The sequence below is a fragment of the Rhodopseudomonas palustris genome (assembly GCF_003031265.1).
In the GTDB taxonomy this organism is placed as follows: domain Bacteria; phylum Pseudomonadota; class Alphaproteobacteria; order Rhizobiales; family Xanthobacteraceae; genus Rhodopseudomonas; species Rhodopseudomonas palustris_H.
Genome location: NZ_CP019966.1, coordinates 1,656,797 through 1,674,260 on the forward strand (window position 1 = coordinate 1,656,797; position 17,464 = coordinate 1,674,260).

Consider the following 17,464-nt stretch of genomic DNA (forward strand, 5'->3'; position numbering starts at 1 on the left):
CCATGCAGCTCACCGTATGGATCTATGAAGGCCCTCCCCATGTCGGCGCGATGCGCGTTGCCACGGGTATGGAGCAATTGCACTACGTGCTGCACGCTCCACAGGGCGACACCTACGCCGATCTGTTGTTCACGATGATCGAGCGCCGCAACAAGCGGCCGCCGGTGACCTACACGACGTTCGCCGCGCGCGATCTCGGCAAGGACACCGCCGAGCTGTTCATGAGCGCGGCCCGCAACGCCTATGCACGCTTCAAGCCGCAGGCGATGATCGTCGGCGCGTCCTGCACCGGCTCGCTGATTCAGGACGATCCGGGCGGTCTCGCCAAGTCGCTCGGCTTTTCGATTCCGGTGATTCCGATCGATCTGCCGGCGTATCAGCGCAAGGAAAACTGGGGCGCGTCCGAGACGTTCTATCAGCTGGTGCGCGCGATCGCCGGTCCGAAGGCGCCGCCGCCCGGCACCAAGCGCGCCGAGCGCGCGCCGGGCCAGCGTGCCAAGTGCAATCTGCTCGGGCCGACCGCGCTCGGCTTCCGTCATCGCGACGACATCACCGAGATCACCAGGCTGCTCGGCCAGCTCGGGATCGACGTCAATGTGGTGGCGCCGATGGGCGCGACGCCGGCGGACCTGACCCGCCTCGGCGAAGCCGACTTCAACGTCGTGCTGTATCCGGAAGTCGCGTCGCAGGCGGCGTCCTGGCTGCAGCGGATCTTCCATCAGCCGTTCACCAAGACGATTCCGATCGGCGTTTCGGCGACGCGCGAATTCGTGCGCGAAGTCGCCGGCCTTGCCGGCGTCGATCCGGAGCCGGTGCTGGCGGCGGCTTCCACCCGGCTGCCGTGGTACTCGCATTCGGTCGACTCGACCTACCTGACCAACAAGCGCGTCTTCATCTTCGGCGATGCCACCCACGCGATCGCCTCGGCGCGGATCGCGTCGGAGGAGCTCGGCTTCAAGGTGGTCGGGCTCGGCACCTACAGCCGCGAATTCGGCCGCGACGTCCGCGAGGCGGCGGCGAAGTACGGCGTCGAGGCGCTGATCACCGACGACTATCTCGAGGTCGAAGCCAAGGTTGCCGAACTGCATCCGGAGCTGGTGCTCGGCACCCAGATGGAGCGCCACATTGCCAAGCGCCTCGGCGTGCCCTGCGCGGTGATCTCGGCGCCGGTGCATGTCCAGGATTTCCCCGCGCGCTATGCGCCGCAGATGGGATTCGAAGGCGCCAATGTGATCTTCGACACCTGGGTCCATCCGCTGATGATGGGCCTCGAAGAGCATCTTTTGGCGATGTTCAAGGACGATTTCGAATTCAAGGACGGCGCGCTGCCGTCGCATCTCGGCACTGGCCACGCACCCGCTTCGGCGCCTGCTGTGGCGGAGGTCGCCGTTGCGCTGCCGCAAAGCGCGCCGGTTCTCGACGGTGCAGCATCTGAGCCGGCTCCGACCGCACCCGCCCCCACCGGGGCTGTGTGGGCACCGGAAGCCGAAAAGGAACTGCTGAAGATACCGTTCTTCGTCCGCGGCAAGGCTCGCCGGAATACCGAGCGCTTCGCCAACGAAAATGGTGTCGCAACCATTACTGTCGAGACCTTGTACGATGCCAAAGCGCACTTCGCCCGCTGACAAGACCCCGGTTCGGGTCGTCATCGTCACGCTGGACAGCCATTTGTCCGGTGCCGCCGCACGTGCTCGCAACGTGTTGCGGAAGGATTATCCAGGAATCGAGCTGACGGTGCACTCCGCCGATGAGTGGGGCAGCGACGGACACGCTTTGCAGCGCTGCCTCGCCGACATCGCCACCGGCGACATCATCATCGCCACCATGCTGTTCATGGACGATCACGTCCGTGCGGTGATGCCGGCGCTGCAGGCGCGGCGCACCGAATGCGACGCGATGGTGTGCTGCATGTCGGCCTCCGAGGTGGTGAAACTCACCCACATCGGCAAGTTCGACATGAGCGCCGAAGCGCTCGGCATGATCAACTGGCTGAAGAAGCTGCGCGGCAAGAAGCACGAGGGCTCGGCCGGCAAGGGCGAGATGAAGATGCTGCGGCAGCTGCCGAAGCTGCTCCGCTTCGTCCCCGGCACCGCGCAGGACATGCGCGCCTACTTCCTGACGCTGCAGTACTGGCTGGCGGGCTGCGAGCAGAACATCGCCAACATGGTGCGGCTGCTGATCGACCGCTACGCCAACGGTCCGCGCAAGGGGCTGCGCGGCGTCGCCAAGGTCGAGCCGCCGCTCGAATATCCCGATATCGGCGTGTACCACCCGAAGATGAAGGGGAGGATCGCCGAGTCGGTCGACAAGCTGCCGACGGGCCCGTCCGAAGCCAAGGGCACGGTCGGCGTGCTGCTGCTGCGCTCCTATCTGCTCGCCGGCAATGCCGGGCATTATGACGGCATGCTGGAGACGTTCGAGGCCAAGGGCCTGCGGGTGATTCCGGTGTTCGCCTCGGGCCTCGATCAGCGCCCGGCGATCGAGCAGTTCTTCATCAAGAACGGCCGTCCCACGGTCGATGCGGTGGTGTCGCTCACCGGCTTCTCGCTGGTCGGCGGTCCCGCCTACAACGACTCCAAGGCGGCCGAAGACATCCTCGCCGCGCTCGACGTGCCGTATCTGTCGGCGCATCCGGTTGAGTTCCAGACTCTGGAGCAGTGGGCGACGTCCGATCGCGGCCTGATGCCGGTGGAAAGCACCATCATGGTGGCGATCCCCGAACTCGACGGCTGCTCCAACCCGATGGTGTATGGCGGCCGCTCCGACGGCGGCGACGTCGCCTGCCCGGGCTGCGAGAAGTTCTGCAAGTTCGAGCGCAACGAGAGCGGCGGCGACATGCATGTCTGCAGCGAGCGCGCCGAAATGCTGGCGTCGCGTACCGCCAAGCTGGTGGCGCTGCGCCGGAGCGAACGCAAGGACCGCAAGGTCGCTGCGGTGCTGTTCAACTTCCCGCCGAACGCCGGCAACACCGGCACCGCGGCGTTCCTCGGCGTGTTCGAGTCGCTCTACAACACGCTGAAGGCGATGCAGGCCGAAGGCTACACCGTCGAGGTCCCCGAAAGCGTCGACGCGCTGCGCGAGGCGATCATCAACGGCAATGCGGCACGGTTCGGCGCCAATGCCAACGTCCATGCCCGCGTGATGGCCGGCGATCACGTCAAGAACGAACGCTATCTGCGCGAGATCGAAGCGCAGTGGGGTCCGGCGCCCGGCAAGCAGCAGAGCGACGGTTCGTCGATCTTCATTCTCGGCGAGCGCTTCGGCAACGTGTTCGTCGGCGTGCAGCCGGCGTTCGGTTACGAAGGCGACCCGATGCGGCTGCTGTTCGAGAAGGGGTTTGCGCCGACGCACGCCTTCTCGGCGTTCTATCGCTGGATCAAGCAGGACTTCGGCGCCCACGCGGTGCTGCATTTCGGCACCCACGGCGCGCTGGAATTTATGCCCGGCAAGCAGACCGGCCTGTCCGGCACCTGCTGGCCCGACCGCATGATCGGCGATCTGCCGAACATGTATCTGTACGCCTCCAACAACCCGTCCGAAGGCGCGATCGCCAAGCGCCGCTCGGCTGCGACGCTGGTCAGCTACCTGACGCCGCCGGTCGCGCACGCCGGCCTGTATCGCGGGCTGCTCGAACTGAAGTCGTCGCTCGAGCGCTGGCGCGGGCTGACGCCGGAGGAAGAGACCGAGCGCGCTAATCTCGCCACCCTGGTGCAGGCGCAGGCCGCGGGTCTCGACCTCGCCCCGGCCGAGCCGGCCTGGACCGCCGAGGAAGCCGGCGACACCATCGCCAAGCTCGCCGACGCCGTGCTCGAGATGGAATACGCGCTGATCCCGCACGGCCTCCATGTCGTCGGCAACGTGCCGTCCGAAGAGGAGCGGGTCGAGACGCTGGAAGCCGTCGCCGACGCGATGCACGGCAAGCGCCCCGACAAGTCCCTGCTCGAAGCGCTGGTGCGCGGCGGCCATCCCGAACATCTGTCGGGCAACGGTCCGGAAGCGCAGGCCAATCTCGACATGCTCAAGGAGCTCGCCGGGATCGACAAGCTGCTCGCCGAGGATCACGAACTCGCCGCGATCCTGCGCGCGCTCGACGGCAAGTTCATCCGTCCGGCGCCGGGCGGCGACCTGCTGCGCACGCCTCAAGTGCTGCCGACCGGCCGCAACCTGCACGGCTTCGATCCGTTCCGGATTCCGTCGGCCTACGCGCTGCAGGACGGCGCCAAGCAGGCGCAGCGGCTGATCGACAAGCACATCGCCGAGGGCAACCCGCTGCCCGAGACGGTCGCGATCGTGCTGTGGGGCACCGACAACCTCAAGAACGAAGGCGCGCCGATCGGCCAGGCCCTGGCGCTGATGGGCGCCCGGCCGCGGTTCGACGGCTACGGCCGCCTCGCCGGCGCCGATCTGATCCCGCTGGAAGAACTCGGGCGGCCGCGCATCGACGTGATCATCACCATGTCGGGCATCTTCCGCGACCTGCTGCCGCTGCAGATCAAGCTGCTCGCCGAAGCCGCCTTCATGGCGGCGAGCGCCGAGGAGCCGGCCGAGCAGAACTTCATCCGCAAGCATTCGCTGGCCTATCAGGCCGCGCACAACTGCGACATGGAGACGGCCTCGCTGCGGGTGTTCGGCAACGCCGATGGCGCCTACGGCTCCAACGTCAACCATCTGGTCGAGAACAGCCGCTGGGAAGACGAGGACGAGCTCGCCGAGACCTACACCAAGCGCAAGAGCTTCGCCTACGGCCTCAAGGGCCAGCCGGTGCAACACGCGGAGCTGCTCAAGAGCGCGCTCGCCGACGTCGATCTGGCTTACCAGAACCTCGACTCGGTCGAACTCGGCGTCACCACGGTCGATCACTACTTCGACACGCTCGGCGGCATCAGCCGCGCGGTGCGCAAGGCGAAGGGCGGCCAGGCCGCGCCGGTGTATATCGGCGACCAGACCCGCGGCGCCGGCACGGTGCGCACGCTGTCGGAGCAGGTCGCACTCGAAACTCGCACGCGGATGCTGAATCCGAAGTGGTACGAGGGCATGCTCAAGCATGGCTACGAAGGCGTGCGTCAGATCGAAGAGCACGTGACAAATACTATGGGCTGGTCGGCAACCACGGGTGAAGTCGCCCCCTGGGTGTACAAGCAGCTCACCGAGACCTTCGTGCTCGATCCTGAAATGCGGGCACGCCTCGCCGCGCTCAATCCGGTAGCCTCGGCGAAAGTCGCCAACCGCCTGATCGAAGCGCACGAACGCAACTACTGGTCTCCGGACCCGGAAATGCTCGAGACCCTGCGCAAGGCAGGCGAAGAGCTCGAGGATCGCCTGGAAGGCGTGGGAGTGGCCGCATGAACATCCTGACTGATCCCAACAAGCTGAAGACCTCGGGCTGCGCCGACGTCAACGCGTCGAAATGCGCCGAGGGCGACGGCGAGGGCAGTGTCCAGGTCCAGCTCGACCCCAACCTCAACATCGGCACCGCCAAGGTGTTTTCGATCTACGGCAAGGGCGGTATCGGCAAGAGCACGACCTCGTCGAACCTGTCGGTGGCGTTCTCCAAGCTCGGCAAGCGCGTGCTGCAGATCGGCTGCGATCCGAAGCACGACTCGACGTTCACGCTCACCAAGAAGCTGATGCCGACGGTGATCGACGTTTTGGAGTCGGTGAACTTCCACTCCGAGGAACTGCGCCCCGAAGACTTCGTGTTCGAGGGCTACAACGGCGTGATGTGCGTCGAGGCGGGCGGTCCGCCGGCCGGCACCGGCTGCGGCGGCTACGTCGTCGGCCAGACCGTCAAGCTGCTCAAGGAGCATCATCTGCTCGAAGATACCGACGTGGTGATCTTCGACGTGCTCGGTGACGTGGTGTGCGGCGGCTTCGCCTCGCCGCTGCAGCATTCCGAGCGGGCGATGATCGTCGCGGCCAATGACTTCGATTCGATCTTCGCCGCCAACCGCATCGCCGCGGCGATCCAGGCGAAGTCGAAGAACTATGCCGTGCGTCTGGCGGGAGTGATTGCCAATCGCAGCCGCGAAACCGACCAGATCGACAAGTTCGGCGAGCGCACCGGCATCAAGCGCGTCGCGCATCTGCCGGATCTGGATGTCATCCGAAAGAGCCGTCTGAAAAAGATGACGCTTTTTGAGATGGATCACACCCCAGAAATTGAAGCTGTGCAAAATGAGTATCTTCGGCTCGCGACGGATTTGTGGGAGGCGAAGGAACCCCCGGTCCAGGGCAAGCCGCTGAAGGATCGCGACATCTTTGATCTCTTGGGATTTGATTGATGGCGTTGGGTAGCTACATCGAGCGTCGCGGCGAGCTTGAAACCTATTTCGATCGCACCGCGGCCGACACCTGGGCCAAGCTGACGTCGGATGCTCCGGTCAGCGGCATTCGCGCCACCGTGCGCGCCGGCCGCGACGAAATGCGCAACACGCTGCTGTCTTGGCTTCCCGCCGACATGACCGGCACTCGGCTGCTCGACGCCGGTTGCGGCACCGGCGCGCTGTCGATCGAGGCGGCGCGGCGCGGTGCCAAGATCGTTGCGATCGATCTGTCGCCGACGCTGGTGGCGGTGGCGCGCGAGCGTTTGCCGGCCGACATCGATCCGGCCGCGATCGACTTCCGCTCCGGCGATATGCTCGACCCCGAACTCGGCGAGTTCGACTTCGTGGTCGCGATGGATTCGCTGATCCACTATTTGCCGCACGACATCTGCCGCATGCTGGCGACGCTGGCATCGCGCACCCGGCAGTCGATGGCGGTGACGTTCGCACCGAAGACGCCGCTGCTGACGCTGATGCATTTCGTCGGCGGCTTCTTCCCGCGCGCCGACCGTGCGCCGGCGATCGAACCGATCAGCGAAAAGACACTGCGCAGCCTGGTGGCCGAAGAGCCGCTGCTGGCGCAATGGCAGCCCGGCCGCACCCATCGGGTGTCGTCCGGCTTCTACACCTCGCAAGCCCTGGAGATGGTTCGACGATGAGCCAACTGGCGGCGACATTGGCGAAAGGCTGGATGCGTCTCGGGACGCGTTTCCTGCCGTTCGCTGACGCGGCGACGAAGGAGCTCCCGCTCGGTCGTCTGCTGCGTCTGTCGCTGTTTCAGGTCTCGGTCGGCGCGTCGATCGTTCTGCTCAACGGCACCCTCAACCGGGTGATGATCGTCGAGCTCGGCGTCACCACGCTGCTCGTCTCGCTGATGGTGTCGCTGCCGCTGGTGTTCGCGCCGTTCCGCGTGCTGATCGGCTTCAAGTCCGACCACCACCGCTCGGTGCTCGGCTGGCGCCGCGTGCCGTATATCTGGATGGGCACGCTGCTGCAGTTCGGCGGCTTCGCCATCATGCCGTTCGCGCTGCTGGTGCTGTCGGGCGAGGGCGCTTATCCGGCCGTATACGGTCAGTTCGGCGCCGCGCTGGCGTTCCTGCTGGTCGGCGCCGGCCTGCACACCACTCAGACCGCCGGTCTTGCCCTCGCCACCGACATCGCGCCGGAAGATTCGCGGCCGCGCGTGGTGGCGTTTCTGTATGTGATGCTGCTGATCGGCATGACCGGCAGCGCCGTGATCTTCAGCGAGCTGCTGCGCGACTTCAGCGAGCTCAAGCTCATTCAGGTGATTCAGGGCGTCGCGGTGGTGCAGCTGCTGCTGAACATCGTCGCGCTGTGGAAGCAGGAAGCCCGTAACCCGACGCTGACTTCGGCCTCGCGGCTGCGTCCGCAGTTCGGCGAGTCGTGGGCGCAGTTCCGTGCCGCCGGCGGCTCGACCCGGATGCTGGTGGCGATGGCGCTCGGCACCGCCGGCTTCTCGATGCAGGACATTCTGCTGGAGCCGTTCGGCGCCCAGGTGCTGCAACTCACCGTCGGTCAGACCACCGCGCTGACGGCTTTCTTCGCGATCGGCACGCTGGGCGGCTTTGCGCTGTCGGCGCGGATGCTCGGCCGCGGCGGCGATCCGTATCGGCTCGCCGGGCTCGGCGCGATGATCGGCATGTTCGCCTTCGCGGCGGTGGTGATGTCGGCGCCGGCGCAGTCGGTGCTGCTGTTCCGCGCCGGCACGGCGCTGATCGGTTTCGGCGGCGGATTGTTTGCGGCCGGCACGCTGACGGCGGCGATGGCCGTTGCGTCCGGTAGCGATTCGGGAATGGCGCTCGGTACGTGGGGCGCAGTGCAGGCGACCGCTGCCGGCGGCGGCATCCTGTTGGGCGGCGGCATTCGCGACGCCGTCGCTTCGCTCGCCAGTGACGGCATGCTCGGTGCCGTGCTGTCGGGGCCGGCAATCGGTTACTGCTTCGTTTACTACATCGAGATCGCGTTGCTGTTTGCAACGCTTGTTGCGGTCGGTCCGCTCGTGCGCACGACACGAACGAACTACGCGCAGTCGTCAGCCAAATTCGGCCTTGCCGAATTTCCAGGTTAACTAAGAGGAAGGGGTCTGTCCCATGCAACCCGGAGCGTATTTGGACTTAGCACAGGTTACCCTGTACGTATTTTGGATCTTCTTCGCTGGCTTGCTGTTCTACTTGCGCCGGGAAGACAAGCGCGAGGGCTATCCGCTGGTCGCCGATGCCGGCACCGGCACCCGCCTGGCGAAGATCGGCGTGCCTGCGCCGCCGGATCCGAAGACCTACCTGCTGCGTGGTGGCGCGACCAAGACCGTGCCGTCGACCAGCAACGATCGCCCGAACGTGGCGCTCGCTCCGTCTGCGCCGTGGCCCGGTGCGCCGTTCGTTCCGACCGGCAATCCGTTCGCCGATGGCGTTGGCCCGGGCTCCTACGCTCAGCGCGCCGACGTGCCGGAACTCGGCCTCGACAACCTGCCGATCATCGCGCCGCTGCGCGCCGCGAAGGGCATGTTCCTCGACCCGCGTGACCCGAACCCGGTCGGCATGTCGGTCGTGGGCTGCGACGGCGTGGTCGGTGGTACGGTGACCGAGGTGTGGGTCGACCGCGCCGAAGTGATCGCCCGCTACCTCGAAGTCGAGGTCGCCAAGAGCCGTAAGCGCGTGCTCCTCCCGGTGCCGTTCGCGCTGATCAACGACCCGTTCGGCAAGGTGTCCGTCGACGCCATCCGCGGCGATCAGTTCGCCGGCGTCCCGACCACCTCGAAGAGCGATCAGGTCTCCAAGCTCGAAGAAGACAAGATCTGCGCGTACTACGGCGCCGGCACTCTCTACGCCACGCCGATGCGTTCGGAGTCGATCGTATGACCGACAGCCCCAGCCAGTTTCGTGAGCTTCCGTCGCCCTTGCCGGAGGGAGAGCGCGTTATCTGGCAGGGGAAGCCGACCTACAAAGGGTTGGCCATCAGGTCCTTCCACATGCGGGCCGTGGCGATTTATTTCGTCCTGCTGATCGCGTGGAAGGCCTGGTCGAACTGGTCGAACGGCCAGTCGCCGGCGGAAGCATTGACGTCCGCGTCGATGCTTCTGATCCCGGCGGCCGCCGGTCTCGGCCTGCTCGCACTGCTCGTCTGGCTGTTCCGCCGGGCGACCTGCTACACCATCACCTCAAAGCGCGTGCTGCTTCAGATGGGCGTGGCGCTGCCGATCACGATCAACATCCCGTTGACCCGGATCGCCAACGCCGACCTCCGCCAGAATCGTGACGGCAGCGGCGATATCCCCCTGCGGGTCATCGACGACAAGCGCGCATCCTACGTGTTGCTGTGGCCGCATGTGCGGCCCTGGTACATCAACAATCCGGAGCCGATGCTCAACTCGGTCCCGGACGTCGCCGCAGTCGCTGCCAAACTCACCGAAGCGGTGAAGGCGCAGACCGACAGCTCCGCGGTGGCGATCGTACAATCCACCAGTAGCGGCCCAGAAGACGGTCCGCTGCCAAGTCCCACCGCACCGGCAGTAGCCTAAACGGAGATCGAGATGAGCGAGGCCGCGCACAATCTCAATGTTCCGAAGGGCGCTTTGATCGCGGCTGCGGCGGTCGTGTTGTTCACGATTGCCGTGGCGGCAACCGCCCGACTGACCGGGGTCGGTCATTCCCGAATGACCCCTCCGGCGATGGTCGAAAGCCTCGACCTGAACTTCGAAGACAGTCCCGACGGCGCCGTGCTCGTGTATCGGACTTCCGATCGCAGCTTGGTGAAGTCGTTGCAGCCGGGTCAATCCGGCTTCGTCCGCGTGGTGTTGCATGGGCTGGCGCGCGAGCGTCAACTCGCCGGCGTCGGCTCGCAGCCGTCGTTCAAGCTCGCCCGCTACGTCAACGGTCAGTACACGCTGACCGATCCGGTCACCAACAAGGTGATCGACCTCAACGCGTTCGGCGCCGACAATCTGCGCGCCTTTTCGCAGTTGATGCCCGCCGGCAACGGCACCGATCAAACCACCTCCAATAATGAGATCCTCAACGAGAAGGGCGCTTCGAAATAAGCATGTTCGGACTAGGGAAACGCACGAGCTTCGACGTCCCCTGCACGGTCGAGATCGAACAGACCTCGGAAACCCTGCACGCGCACGTCACTCTCGACGGCGACATCGAAATCGGACCTGGCGACGAAGTCCTGGTTCATGATGCGCCGACCCACGTCGACTTCGGCGAACGTTTGGTCGTTCGTCGCACCGCAACCGTGGTCCGTGCCGGTCTTCTCGACAAGATTCGTGCGCGGTTCGAAGGCTACCGTGAACTGACCGAACTGTACGAAGTCAGCTTTTCGACCGGGAGGGTTCAATGATTCCAATGGAGGGTGGCGCCCAAGGCGCGCTGCGAACGCGGCCGGACATCAAGGGCAGCGTCGACAGCCTCAACATCGCCAAGCAAGATACCATCCTGACGCCGCGGTTCTACACGACCGATTACGCGGCGATGGACAAGCTCGACGTCAGCCTGGTGCGGGCCGAATGGACCGCGATGATGAACGAGCTGCGTGCCGACTATAACAAGTCGCACTTCAAGAAGACCGACGAGTTTCTCAACAGCGACCTCGACAAGCTGCCGCCCGAGCTGCGCGCCGAGTTCAAGGACTTTCTGGTGTCGTCGCTGACGGCCGAGTTCTCCGGCTGCGTGCTCTATGCCGAGATCAAGAAGCGGATCAAGAACCCGGAGATCCGCGAACTGTTCGGCCTGCTCAGCCGCGACGAAGCCCGCCATGCCGGCTTCATCAACGAGATCCTCAAGGATCACGGCATCGGCGTCGACCTGTCGTTCCTGACCAAGGTCAAGAAGTACACCTACTTCCGGCCGAAGTTCATCTTCTACGCGACCTATCTGTCGGAGAAGATCGGCTACGCACGCTACATCACGATCTATCGCCAGATGGAGCGGCATCCGGAGCTCCGCTTCCACCCGATCTTCAAGTGGTTCGAGCGCTGGTGCAACGACGAGTTCCGGCACGGCGAGGCGTTCGCGCTCCTGATGCGCGCTGATCCGTCGCTGCTGTCCGGCGTCAACAAGCTGTGGATCCGGTTCTTCCTGCTGGCGGTGTTCGCCACGATGTATGTGCGCGACCACATGCGCCCGGCGTTCTATGAGGCGCTCGGGGTCGATGCCACCGACTACGGCATGCAGGTGTTCCGCATCACCACCGAGATCTCCAAGCAGGTCTTCCCGGTGACGATCAATCTCGACGACCCGCGTTTTCTCCAGAACCTCGAGCGGCTGCGGATCGCTGCGGAGAAGACCGACAAGAGCCATCGCCAGGGCCTGCTCGGCAAGTTGAAGCGGCCGTTCTACGCCGCCTCGGCGGCGCTGGCATTCGGCCGGCTATTCCTGCTGCCGGCCAAGCGTAACGAACTGCCGCGCGTCATCGGCCTGCGTCCGGCGTGGTGAGGGGGACGGTGTGATGGTCAGCTACCTCGGCCCACCGGTCTTCGCAGCCTTCGTCTGGTGGTTCTCCACCGGGGCGGTGCTGCTCCTGGTCGGCAGCGTCGGCCGCTCCGAATTGCTGCGGGCGGTGTGCGCCGGGGGAATGCTCACCATCGCGCTGTGCGGCCTGTCGGTCACCGCGCACGACGTCAGCGTCGGCGCGGCCTACATGGCGTTCAGCTGCATCATCTTCCTGTGGGGCGCGCAGGAAATCGCGTTCCTGTCGGGCTGGCTCACCGGCCCGCGGGCCGAACCGTGCCCGCCCGACGCCAAGGGCTTCATGCGCTTCAGCTACGCGCTGCAGGCCATCCTCTATCACGAGCTCTGCCTGCTCGCTTGCGGCGCTGTGGTGCTCGCCGTGACGTTTGGCGCCGAAAACCAGGTCGGGCTGTGGACCTATACGGCGCTGTGGGTGCTGCGCCAGAGCGCCAAGATCAATCTGTTCCTCGGCGTGCCCGTCACCAATGACGAGCTGATGCCGGATGCCGTCCAGTTTCTGAAGACCTACTTCGCCCGCAAGCCGGTCAGCGCGTTTTTCCCGATTTCTGTGACAATGGCGACCGCAGTGCTGGTGGTTATGATCCAGCGCATTGTCGAAGTCGCCGATACGCCGTTTGAAGTGGTTGGTCTCACGCTGGTGTCGACGCTGTTTGCGCTCGGCGTCGTTGAGCATTGGTTCATGCTGCTGCCCCTGCCTGCCATCACGCTGTGGAGCTGGGGCATTCGTCCAGGTTTCTCGCCGGAGAACAACGTCATGGAACAGAAACCCTCCGCCACCATCACGGCTGCATCCGCGCAGGGATCGTCTGCGCAGCTTTCAGAAGCTCCGACCGCCGCTGAGGCTCGCTCCGCCGCGCCGCAGCTCGTCGTCGTCCCCACCGCCCGCGCCGAAGAGGCGCAGCCGAAGGCGCGCCAGCTGTGCGCCCGGCAGCGGTTGGAAGACCAGTTCCGCCAGACCTTCCTGGAGCAACATCCACGGAGCGGCTTGGCAACGGCACGGGTCGCAGAACCCGCCGCGACGCTCAACGGGAGGACGTCATGAACTACGAAGCCTATTTCAAGCGGCAGATCGAAGGCCTCCATCGCGAGGGTCGCTATCGCGTGTTCGCCGACCTCGAGCGTCACGCGGGTTCGTTCCCGCGCGCGACTCACCATCGGCCCGAAGGCACCAGCGAAGTTACGGTATGGTGCTCCAATGACTATCTCGGGATGGGTCAGCACCCGGCGGTGCTGAGCGCAATGCACGAGGCGCTGGACAGCTGCGGCGCCGGCGCCGGCGGCACCCGCAATATTGCGGGCACCAACCACTATCACGTGCTGCTGGAGCAGGAGCTCGCCGCGCTGCACGGCAAGGAAGCCGGCCTGCTGTTCGCCTCGGGCTACGTCTCGAACTGGGCGACGCTGTCGACGCTGGCCTCGCGCATGCCCGGCTGCGTGATTCTGTCGGACGAGCTGAACCACGCCTCGATGATCGAAGGCATCCGCCACAGCCGCAGCGAGACCCGGATCTTCGCGCATAACGACCCGCGCGACCTCGAGCGCAAGCTCGCCGATCTCGACCCGCACGCGCCGAAGCTGGTGGCGTTCGAGTCGGTGTACTCGATGGATGGCGACATCGCGCCGATCGCCGAGATCTGCGACGTCGCCGACGCGCACAACGCCATGACCTATCTGGACGAGGTTCACGGCGTCGGCCTGTACGGCCCGAACGGCGGCGGCATCGCCGATCGCGAAGGCCTCAGCCACCGCCTCACCGTGATCGAAGGCACGCTGGCGAAGGCGTTCGGCATCGTCGGCGGCTACATCACCGGTTCGGCGGCGCTGTGCGATTTCGTCCGCAGTTTCGCCTCGGGCTTCATCTTCTCGACCTCGCTGCCGCCGGCGGTCGCCGCCGGTGCGCTGGCCAGCGTCCGTCACATCCGCTCCAGCTCGGCCGAGCGTGATCGCCATCAGGATCGCGTCGCGCGGCTGCGGATGCGGCTCGACCAGGTCGGCGTCGCCCACATGCCGAACCCGAGCCACATCGTGCCGGTGATGGTCGGCGATGCGGTGCTGTGCAAGCAGATCAGCGACGAGCTGATCAACCGCTACGGCATCTACGTGCAGCCGATCAACTATCCGACCGTGCCGCGTGGTACCGAGCGGCTGCGGATCACGCCGTCGCCGCAGCACACCGACGCCGACATCGAGCATCTGGTGCAGGCGCTCTCTGAAATCTGGGCACGGGTCGGCCTCGCCAAGGCTGCCTAAGCTCTTCACTGATCTACCCGAGAAAGACTGGCGCGCGCCTCCCGGCGCGCGCCTTTGTTTTTGGCGGGGCTCTGCGCTGCGGCGGTGTGCTTCGGTCAAACGCCGAAGCCCACACTGGCTCGGGCGTTTGAGAGCCTCAGTCTCGCGCTCGGCCTAACCTCTCCCCGCGCGCGGGGAGAGGTCGGATTGCGCAGCAATCCGGGTGAGGGGCGGTTCGGCATATCCGAGCTTCAGATCTTTCGACGGCGAGGGCCGGGCTCAGCGGATCAGAGCCACCGGCCCCCTCGGTTCAGCCTCGCTTGCCGCGCGGCGATGGCCGGGTCAGGCGCATCCGGCCATGGGTGCGCGGCAGGAAGTGCGAGCCTTCGGCCTTGATGAACTCCAGCATCGCCCGCGCCGGCGGCAGCAGCACCTTGTCCTTGCGACTGACCAGGAACCATTGCCGCACCACCGGTAGCCCCTCGACGTCCAGGATCACCAGCCGCCGCTCGTCGAGCTCGGTGGCGACGGTGTGGGCGGAGATGAAAGCGACGCCGAGCCCGGCGATCACCGCCTGCTTGATGGTCTCGTTACTGCTCATCTCCATGCCGACCGGCGGGCTGATCCCGGCGCCGCCGAAGAACTGCTCCATCAGGCTGCGGGTGCCGGAGCCGGGCTCGCGGGTGACGAAGGTCTCGTTCGCGAGCTCCTGCGGCGCGATGTTGTCCTTGCGCGCCAGCCGGTGCGCGGTCGGCGCGATGATGACGTGGGGGTGGTCGCCGATCAGGTGGACGTCGACTTCGAGGTCGACCGGTGGTCGTCCCATGATGGCGATGTCGAGCTCGTAGTTGCGCAGCTCGGCGCCGATCTCCTGGCGGTTGCCGATCGACAGGTGGACGTCGATCTTCGGATGGCGCTTGAGGAAGCCGGAGATCGCGAACGGCACGAAGTACTTTGCGGTCGACACCGCACCGATCGAAATCCGCCCCGCGGTCTTGCCGGCGATCATCTCCAGCGAGGTCTCGCAGGCGGCGATCGCAGCCTCGATCCGCTCGCTGAGCGCCAGCACTTCGCGGCCGGCATCGGTCAGCCGCATCCCGTCGTTGCTGCGCTGGATCAGCGGCAGATCGGCCAGCGCCTGCAGATTGCGGAGCTGCAGCGTGACCGCCGGTTGGGTCAGGTTCAGCTTGCCGGCCGCCGCTGTGATGCTGCCGGTCTCGGCCAGCGCCGCCAGCGCGCGGAGCTGGCGAATCGAGACGGTTTTGAACTGTCGGCTCATCAAACAAACACGGCGTACGGGAACGATTGCGAACTGTCGGCTATTCGCCCGAGAGGGTCAACCTGGACGCGGATCTGTCAGCCCGGCTCCGGGCTTATGGGGGGCGGGTGCACGAGGCGTGTCGCCCTGAGCTCGCATCGAGCTGGTCGCCGACTGACACAGCCACGGCCGGGTTCTTCGCTGCGTGCCAGGTCTTATGGGCGCGGCGATGGCGAGGCGGGTGCCCGCACGAAATTGGGCGCGCAGCGTGGGGAGGCTGTGCCTGATCCTGTTGGTTGGCTGTTGAGGCTCCCTCACGAATTAAACGATCTAGTGATTAGTTCGCCGCAATGGCTGGTCTTGTGATTTGACCGCAAAAAATATGCATTAGAATGCAGCTCTTTTGATGCGCTGCAGTGAATGCCATGATTACTATGTAACTACGTGAGATAACGAGTATCGGTCTGTTTAGCTTTGCGGTGCACGAGAATCACGTTCATTTAAACGGTATATTAGCGAGCGAGTTATCATCATTCTCGCGGTTTCGTTGCGTACTACGGAGTGGCCGGCTGCCGCCACGGCAAAAAGCGACATGCGATCGTCGAAAGGGAGGTCGTGTGAAAAGTCGTATTCTGCATATTGATGACGATCCAGCGATGCTGAAGGTCGTCGCCGCGGTGTTGTCCCGAGACCCGAATCTTGAAACCAGGGGGTGCCTTTCCGCCGAGGAAGGCGTGCGCGCCGCGGCCGAATGGCTGCCGGACCTGATCCTCAGCGACGTTTCGATGCCGGATGTCGACGGCGTGCAATTCCTCGAAGAACTCCGCAATCAGCCTATCACCATGAGCATCCCGGTGGTCTTCACCACCGCGTGCGGCCGGTTCGACGACATCTCCGATTTCAAGTCGCTCGGCGCCTCCGGCATCATCGCCAAGCCGTTCAATCTGCGCGAACTGATCAGCAGCGTGCGCAGTTATCTCGAGCTGGCCGCGGCGGCTGTCGACGATGAAGCGCCTGCTCCGGAGATCGAGATCCGCGACCGTTTCAGGGAAGATGCCGCGCTGCTGCGCGAGCTGCGGGAGCCGTTCGAATCCGGCGCGGCGCCGGACGGGCTGCGGCATGTGACTCACAAGCTGGTCGGCGTTGCCGGGATCTACGGCTTTGCGGCGATCAGCGCGGCTGCGGCCGAGGTGGAACGCGCGCTGAAGCATGCGCTGCACGATCCGGCTTCCCGGGCCGACGTGGTGTCCCGTCTCGACGAATTGCTCGACCTCTTGGACCAGAACAGCGGCCTGCGGCCGGATTGATCAGCGCGACTGGAGAGCCGTATGAGCGCCCCTGTGATCCTGATTGCGGACGACGATCCGGCGGTTCTGGCGGCGTTGTCGGCGCGATGCCGCAAGATCGGCTTCGAGGTCGACACCGCCACCAACGGGCTGCAGATGCTGCTCAAGGCGCGGCGCAAGTCGCCGGACCTGATCATCGTCGACATCAACATGCCGAAGCTCGACGGGCTCACCGCCTCGTTTCATCTGCTCGAACCGGGCGGCCTACCGGTCGATGTCATCGTCGTCACCGGCGTCACCTGCGAGGAGACGCTGGAGCGTTGCGAAGCGATGGGGATGTTCTACGCCTGCAAATGTGAGCAGTTCTGGCATCACATCAGCAATGCGCTCACCGAGATCTTTCCGCAGATGGCCGAGGCGATCGCCGAGCACACCGGGCCGCTGATGGCCGGGCCCGACGTGCTGCCGATCCGGCCGCGCGTGCTGGTGGTCGACGACGACGAGCAGGTCGGCCAGTTCCTGGCGAGCCGGCTGAAGAAACTCGGGATCGAGGTGCTGTATGCGCCGAACGCCGCCCGTGCATTGCGGATGGCGGCCGGTCAGTATCCCAGCGTGGTGGTGACCGACTATCACATGCCGGAAGGCGACGCCGATTTCCTGATCATGCGGCTGCGCAGCTCGCGCACCACGGCGCAGATCCCGGTCATCGTCCTCAGCGGATGGGAGATCGATGAAGCCACCGCCAAGCTGCTGAAGCGCGATATGCTGGGCCATTCCGGCGCCGTTGCGATCTTCAAGAAGTCGTTCGACGTGCAGGCGCTGTTCGATGCGATCCAGCAGTACTGCACCGGCGAGTCCAGGCCGGACGCTGCGGTCTAG

At 65.3% G+C, this 17,464-nt stretch carries 15 protein-coding genes; 14 read left to right on the forward strand and 1 reads right to left on the reverse strand.

Annotated elements, in window-relative coordinates; translation table 11 throughout:
• Nucleotides 1–2 precede the first annotated feature (2 nt).
• Genes bchB through hemA form a run of 12 tightly spaced genes read left to right on the forward strand, consistent with a single transcriptional unit; the run spans nt 3 to nt 14,062 of the window.
• Entirely contained in the window at nt 3–1,625 is a 1,623-nt protein-coding gene (bchB, locus tag RPPS3_RS07720) for a ferredoxin:protochlorophyllide reductase (ATP-dependent) subunit B (RefSeq protein ID WP_107343553.1), read from the forward strand.
• Nucleotides 1,600–5,346 (forward strand): magnesium chelatase subunit H, encoded by a 3,747-nt coding sequence (locus RPPS3_RS07725; RefSeq protein WP_107343554.1) that lies wholly within the window; start codon nt 1,600–1,602, stop codon nt 5,344–5,346. Before bchB ends, RPPS3_RS07725 begins: the two co-directional genes overlap by 26 nt.
• The gene (gene bchL, locus RPPS3_RS07730) at nt 5,343–6,281 is read left to right on the forward strand and encodes a ferredoxin:protochlorophyllide reductase (ATP-dependent) iron-sulfur ATP-binding protein (RefSeq protein WP_107343555.1); all 939 of its coding nucleotides are present in this window, start codon (nt 5,343–5,345) and stop codon (nt 6,279–6,281) included. Before RPPS3_RS07725 ends, bchL begins: the two co-directional genes overlap by 4 nt.
• A complete protein-coding gene (bchM, locus tag RPPS3_RS07735; RefSeq protein WP_107343556.1) occupies nt 6,281–6,982 on the forward strand; it encodes a magnesium protoporphyrin IX methyltransferase in 702 nt (233 codons plus the stop codon). The genes bchL and bchM overlap by 1 nt, the downstream gene beginning before the upstream one ends.
• A complete protein-coding gene (locus RPPS3_RS07740) occupies nt 6,979–8,412 on the forward strand; it encodes a BCD family MFS transporter (RefSeq protein ID WP_107343557.1) in 1,434 nt (477 codons plus the stop codon). The genes bchM and RPPS3_RS07740 overlap by 4 nt, the downstream gene beginning before the upstream one ends.
• 22 nt (nt 8,413–8,434) lie before the next feature.
• Complete coding sequence (gene puhA, locus RPPS3_RS07745) at nt 8,435–9,202, forward strand: photosynthetic reaction center subunit H (protein WP_107343558.1); 768 nt, start codon at nt 8,435–8,437, stop codon at nt 9,200–9,202.
• Nucleotides 9,199–9,861 carry a photosynthetic complex putative assembly protein PuhB gene (gene puhB / locus RPPS3_RS07750; protein WP_107343559.1) on the forward strand — a complete coding sequence of 221 codons (663 nt, stop codon included), beginning with the start codon at nt 9,199–9,201 and terminating at the stop codon, nt 9,859–9,861. Before puhA ends, puhB begins: the two co-directional genes overlap by 4 nt.
• 12 nt (nt 9,862–9,873) lie before the next feature.
• A complete protein-coding gene (gene puhC / locus RPPS3_RS07755; RefSeq protein ID WP_107343560.1) occupies nt 9,874–10,380 on the forward strand; it encodes a photosynthetic complex assembly protein PuhC in 507 nt (168 codons plus the stop codon).
• Between the two features lie 2 nt (nt 10,381–10,382).
• Entirely contained in the window at nt 10,383–10,682 is a 300-nt protein-coding gene (locus tag RPPS3_RS07760; RefSeq protein ID WP_107343561.1) for a hypothetical protein, read from the forward strand.
• Complete coding sequence (gene acsF / locus RPPS3_RS07765; RefSeq protein WP_107343562.1) at nt 10,679–11,776, forward strand: magnesium-protoporphyrin IX monomethyl ester (oxidative) cyclase; 1,098 nt, start codon at nt 10,679–10,681, stop codon at nt 11,774–11,776. Before RPPS3_RS07760 ends, acsF begins: the two co-directional genes overlap by 4 nt.
• A gap of 13 nt (nt 11,777–11,789) precedes the next feature.
• On the forward strand, nt 11,790–12,854 hold the full coding sequence (gene puhE / locus RPPS3_RS07770; RefSeq protein WP_107343563.1) for a putative photosynthetic complex assembly protein PuhE: 1,065 nt from the start codon (nt 11,790–11,792) through the stop codon (nt 12,852–12,854).
• Nucleotides 12,851–14,062, forward strand: coding sequence for a 5-aminolevulinate synthase (gene hemA / locus RPPS3_RS07775; protein WP_107343564.1), 1,212 nt, complete (start codon nt 12,851–12,853; stop codon nt 14,060–14,062). Before puhE ends, hemA begins: the two co-directional genes overlap by 4 nt.
• 289 nt (nt 14,063–14,351) lie before the next feature.
• Here the strand turns inward: hemA and RPPS3_RS07780 are convergent, their stop codons facing one another.
• Nucleotides 14,352–15,320 (reverse strand): LysR family transcriptional regulator, encoded by a 969-nt coding sequence (locus RPPS3_RS07780; protein ID WP_107343565.1) that lies wholly within the window; start codon nt 15,318–15,320, stop codon nt 14,352–14,354.
• 458 nt (nt 15,321–15,778) lie between these two features.
• Here RPPS3_RS07780 and RPPS3_RS07785 point away from each other — a divergent pair, with 458 nt between their 5' ends.
• Nucleotides 15,779–16,606 (forward strand): response regulator, encoded by an 828-nt coding sequence (locus RPPS3_RS07785; protein WP_234820136.1) that lies wholly within the window; start codon nt 15,779–15,781, stop codon nt 16,604–16,606.
• Between the two features lie 21 nt (nt 16,607–16,627).
• A complete protein-coding gene (locus RPPS3_RS07790; RefSeq protein ID WP_107343567.1) occupies nt 16,628–17,464 on the forward strand; it encodes a response regulator in 837 nt (278 codons plus the stop codon).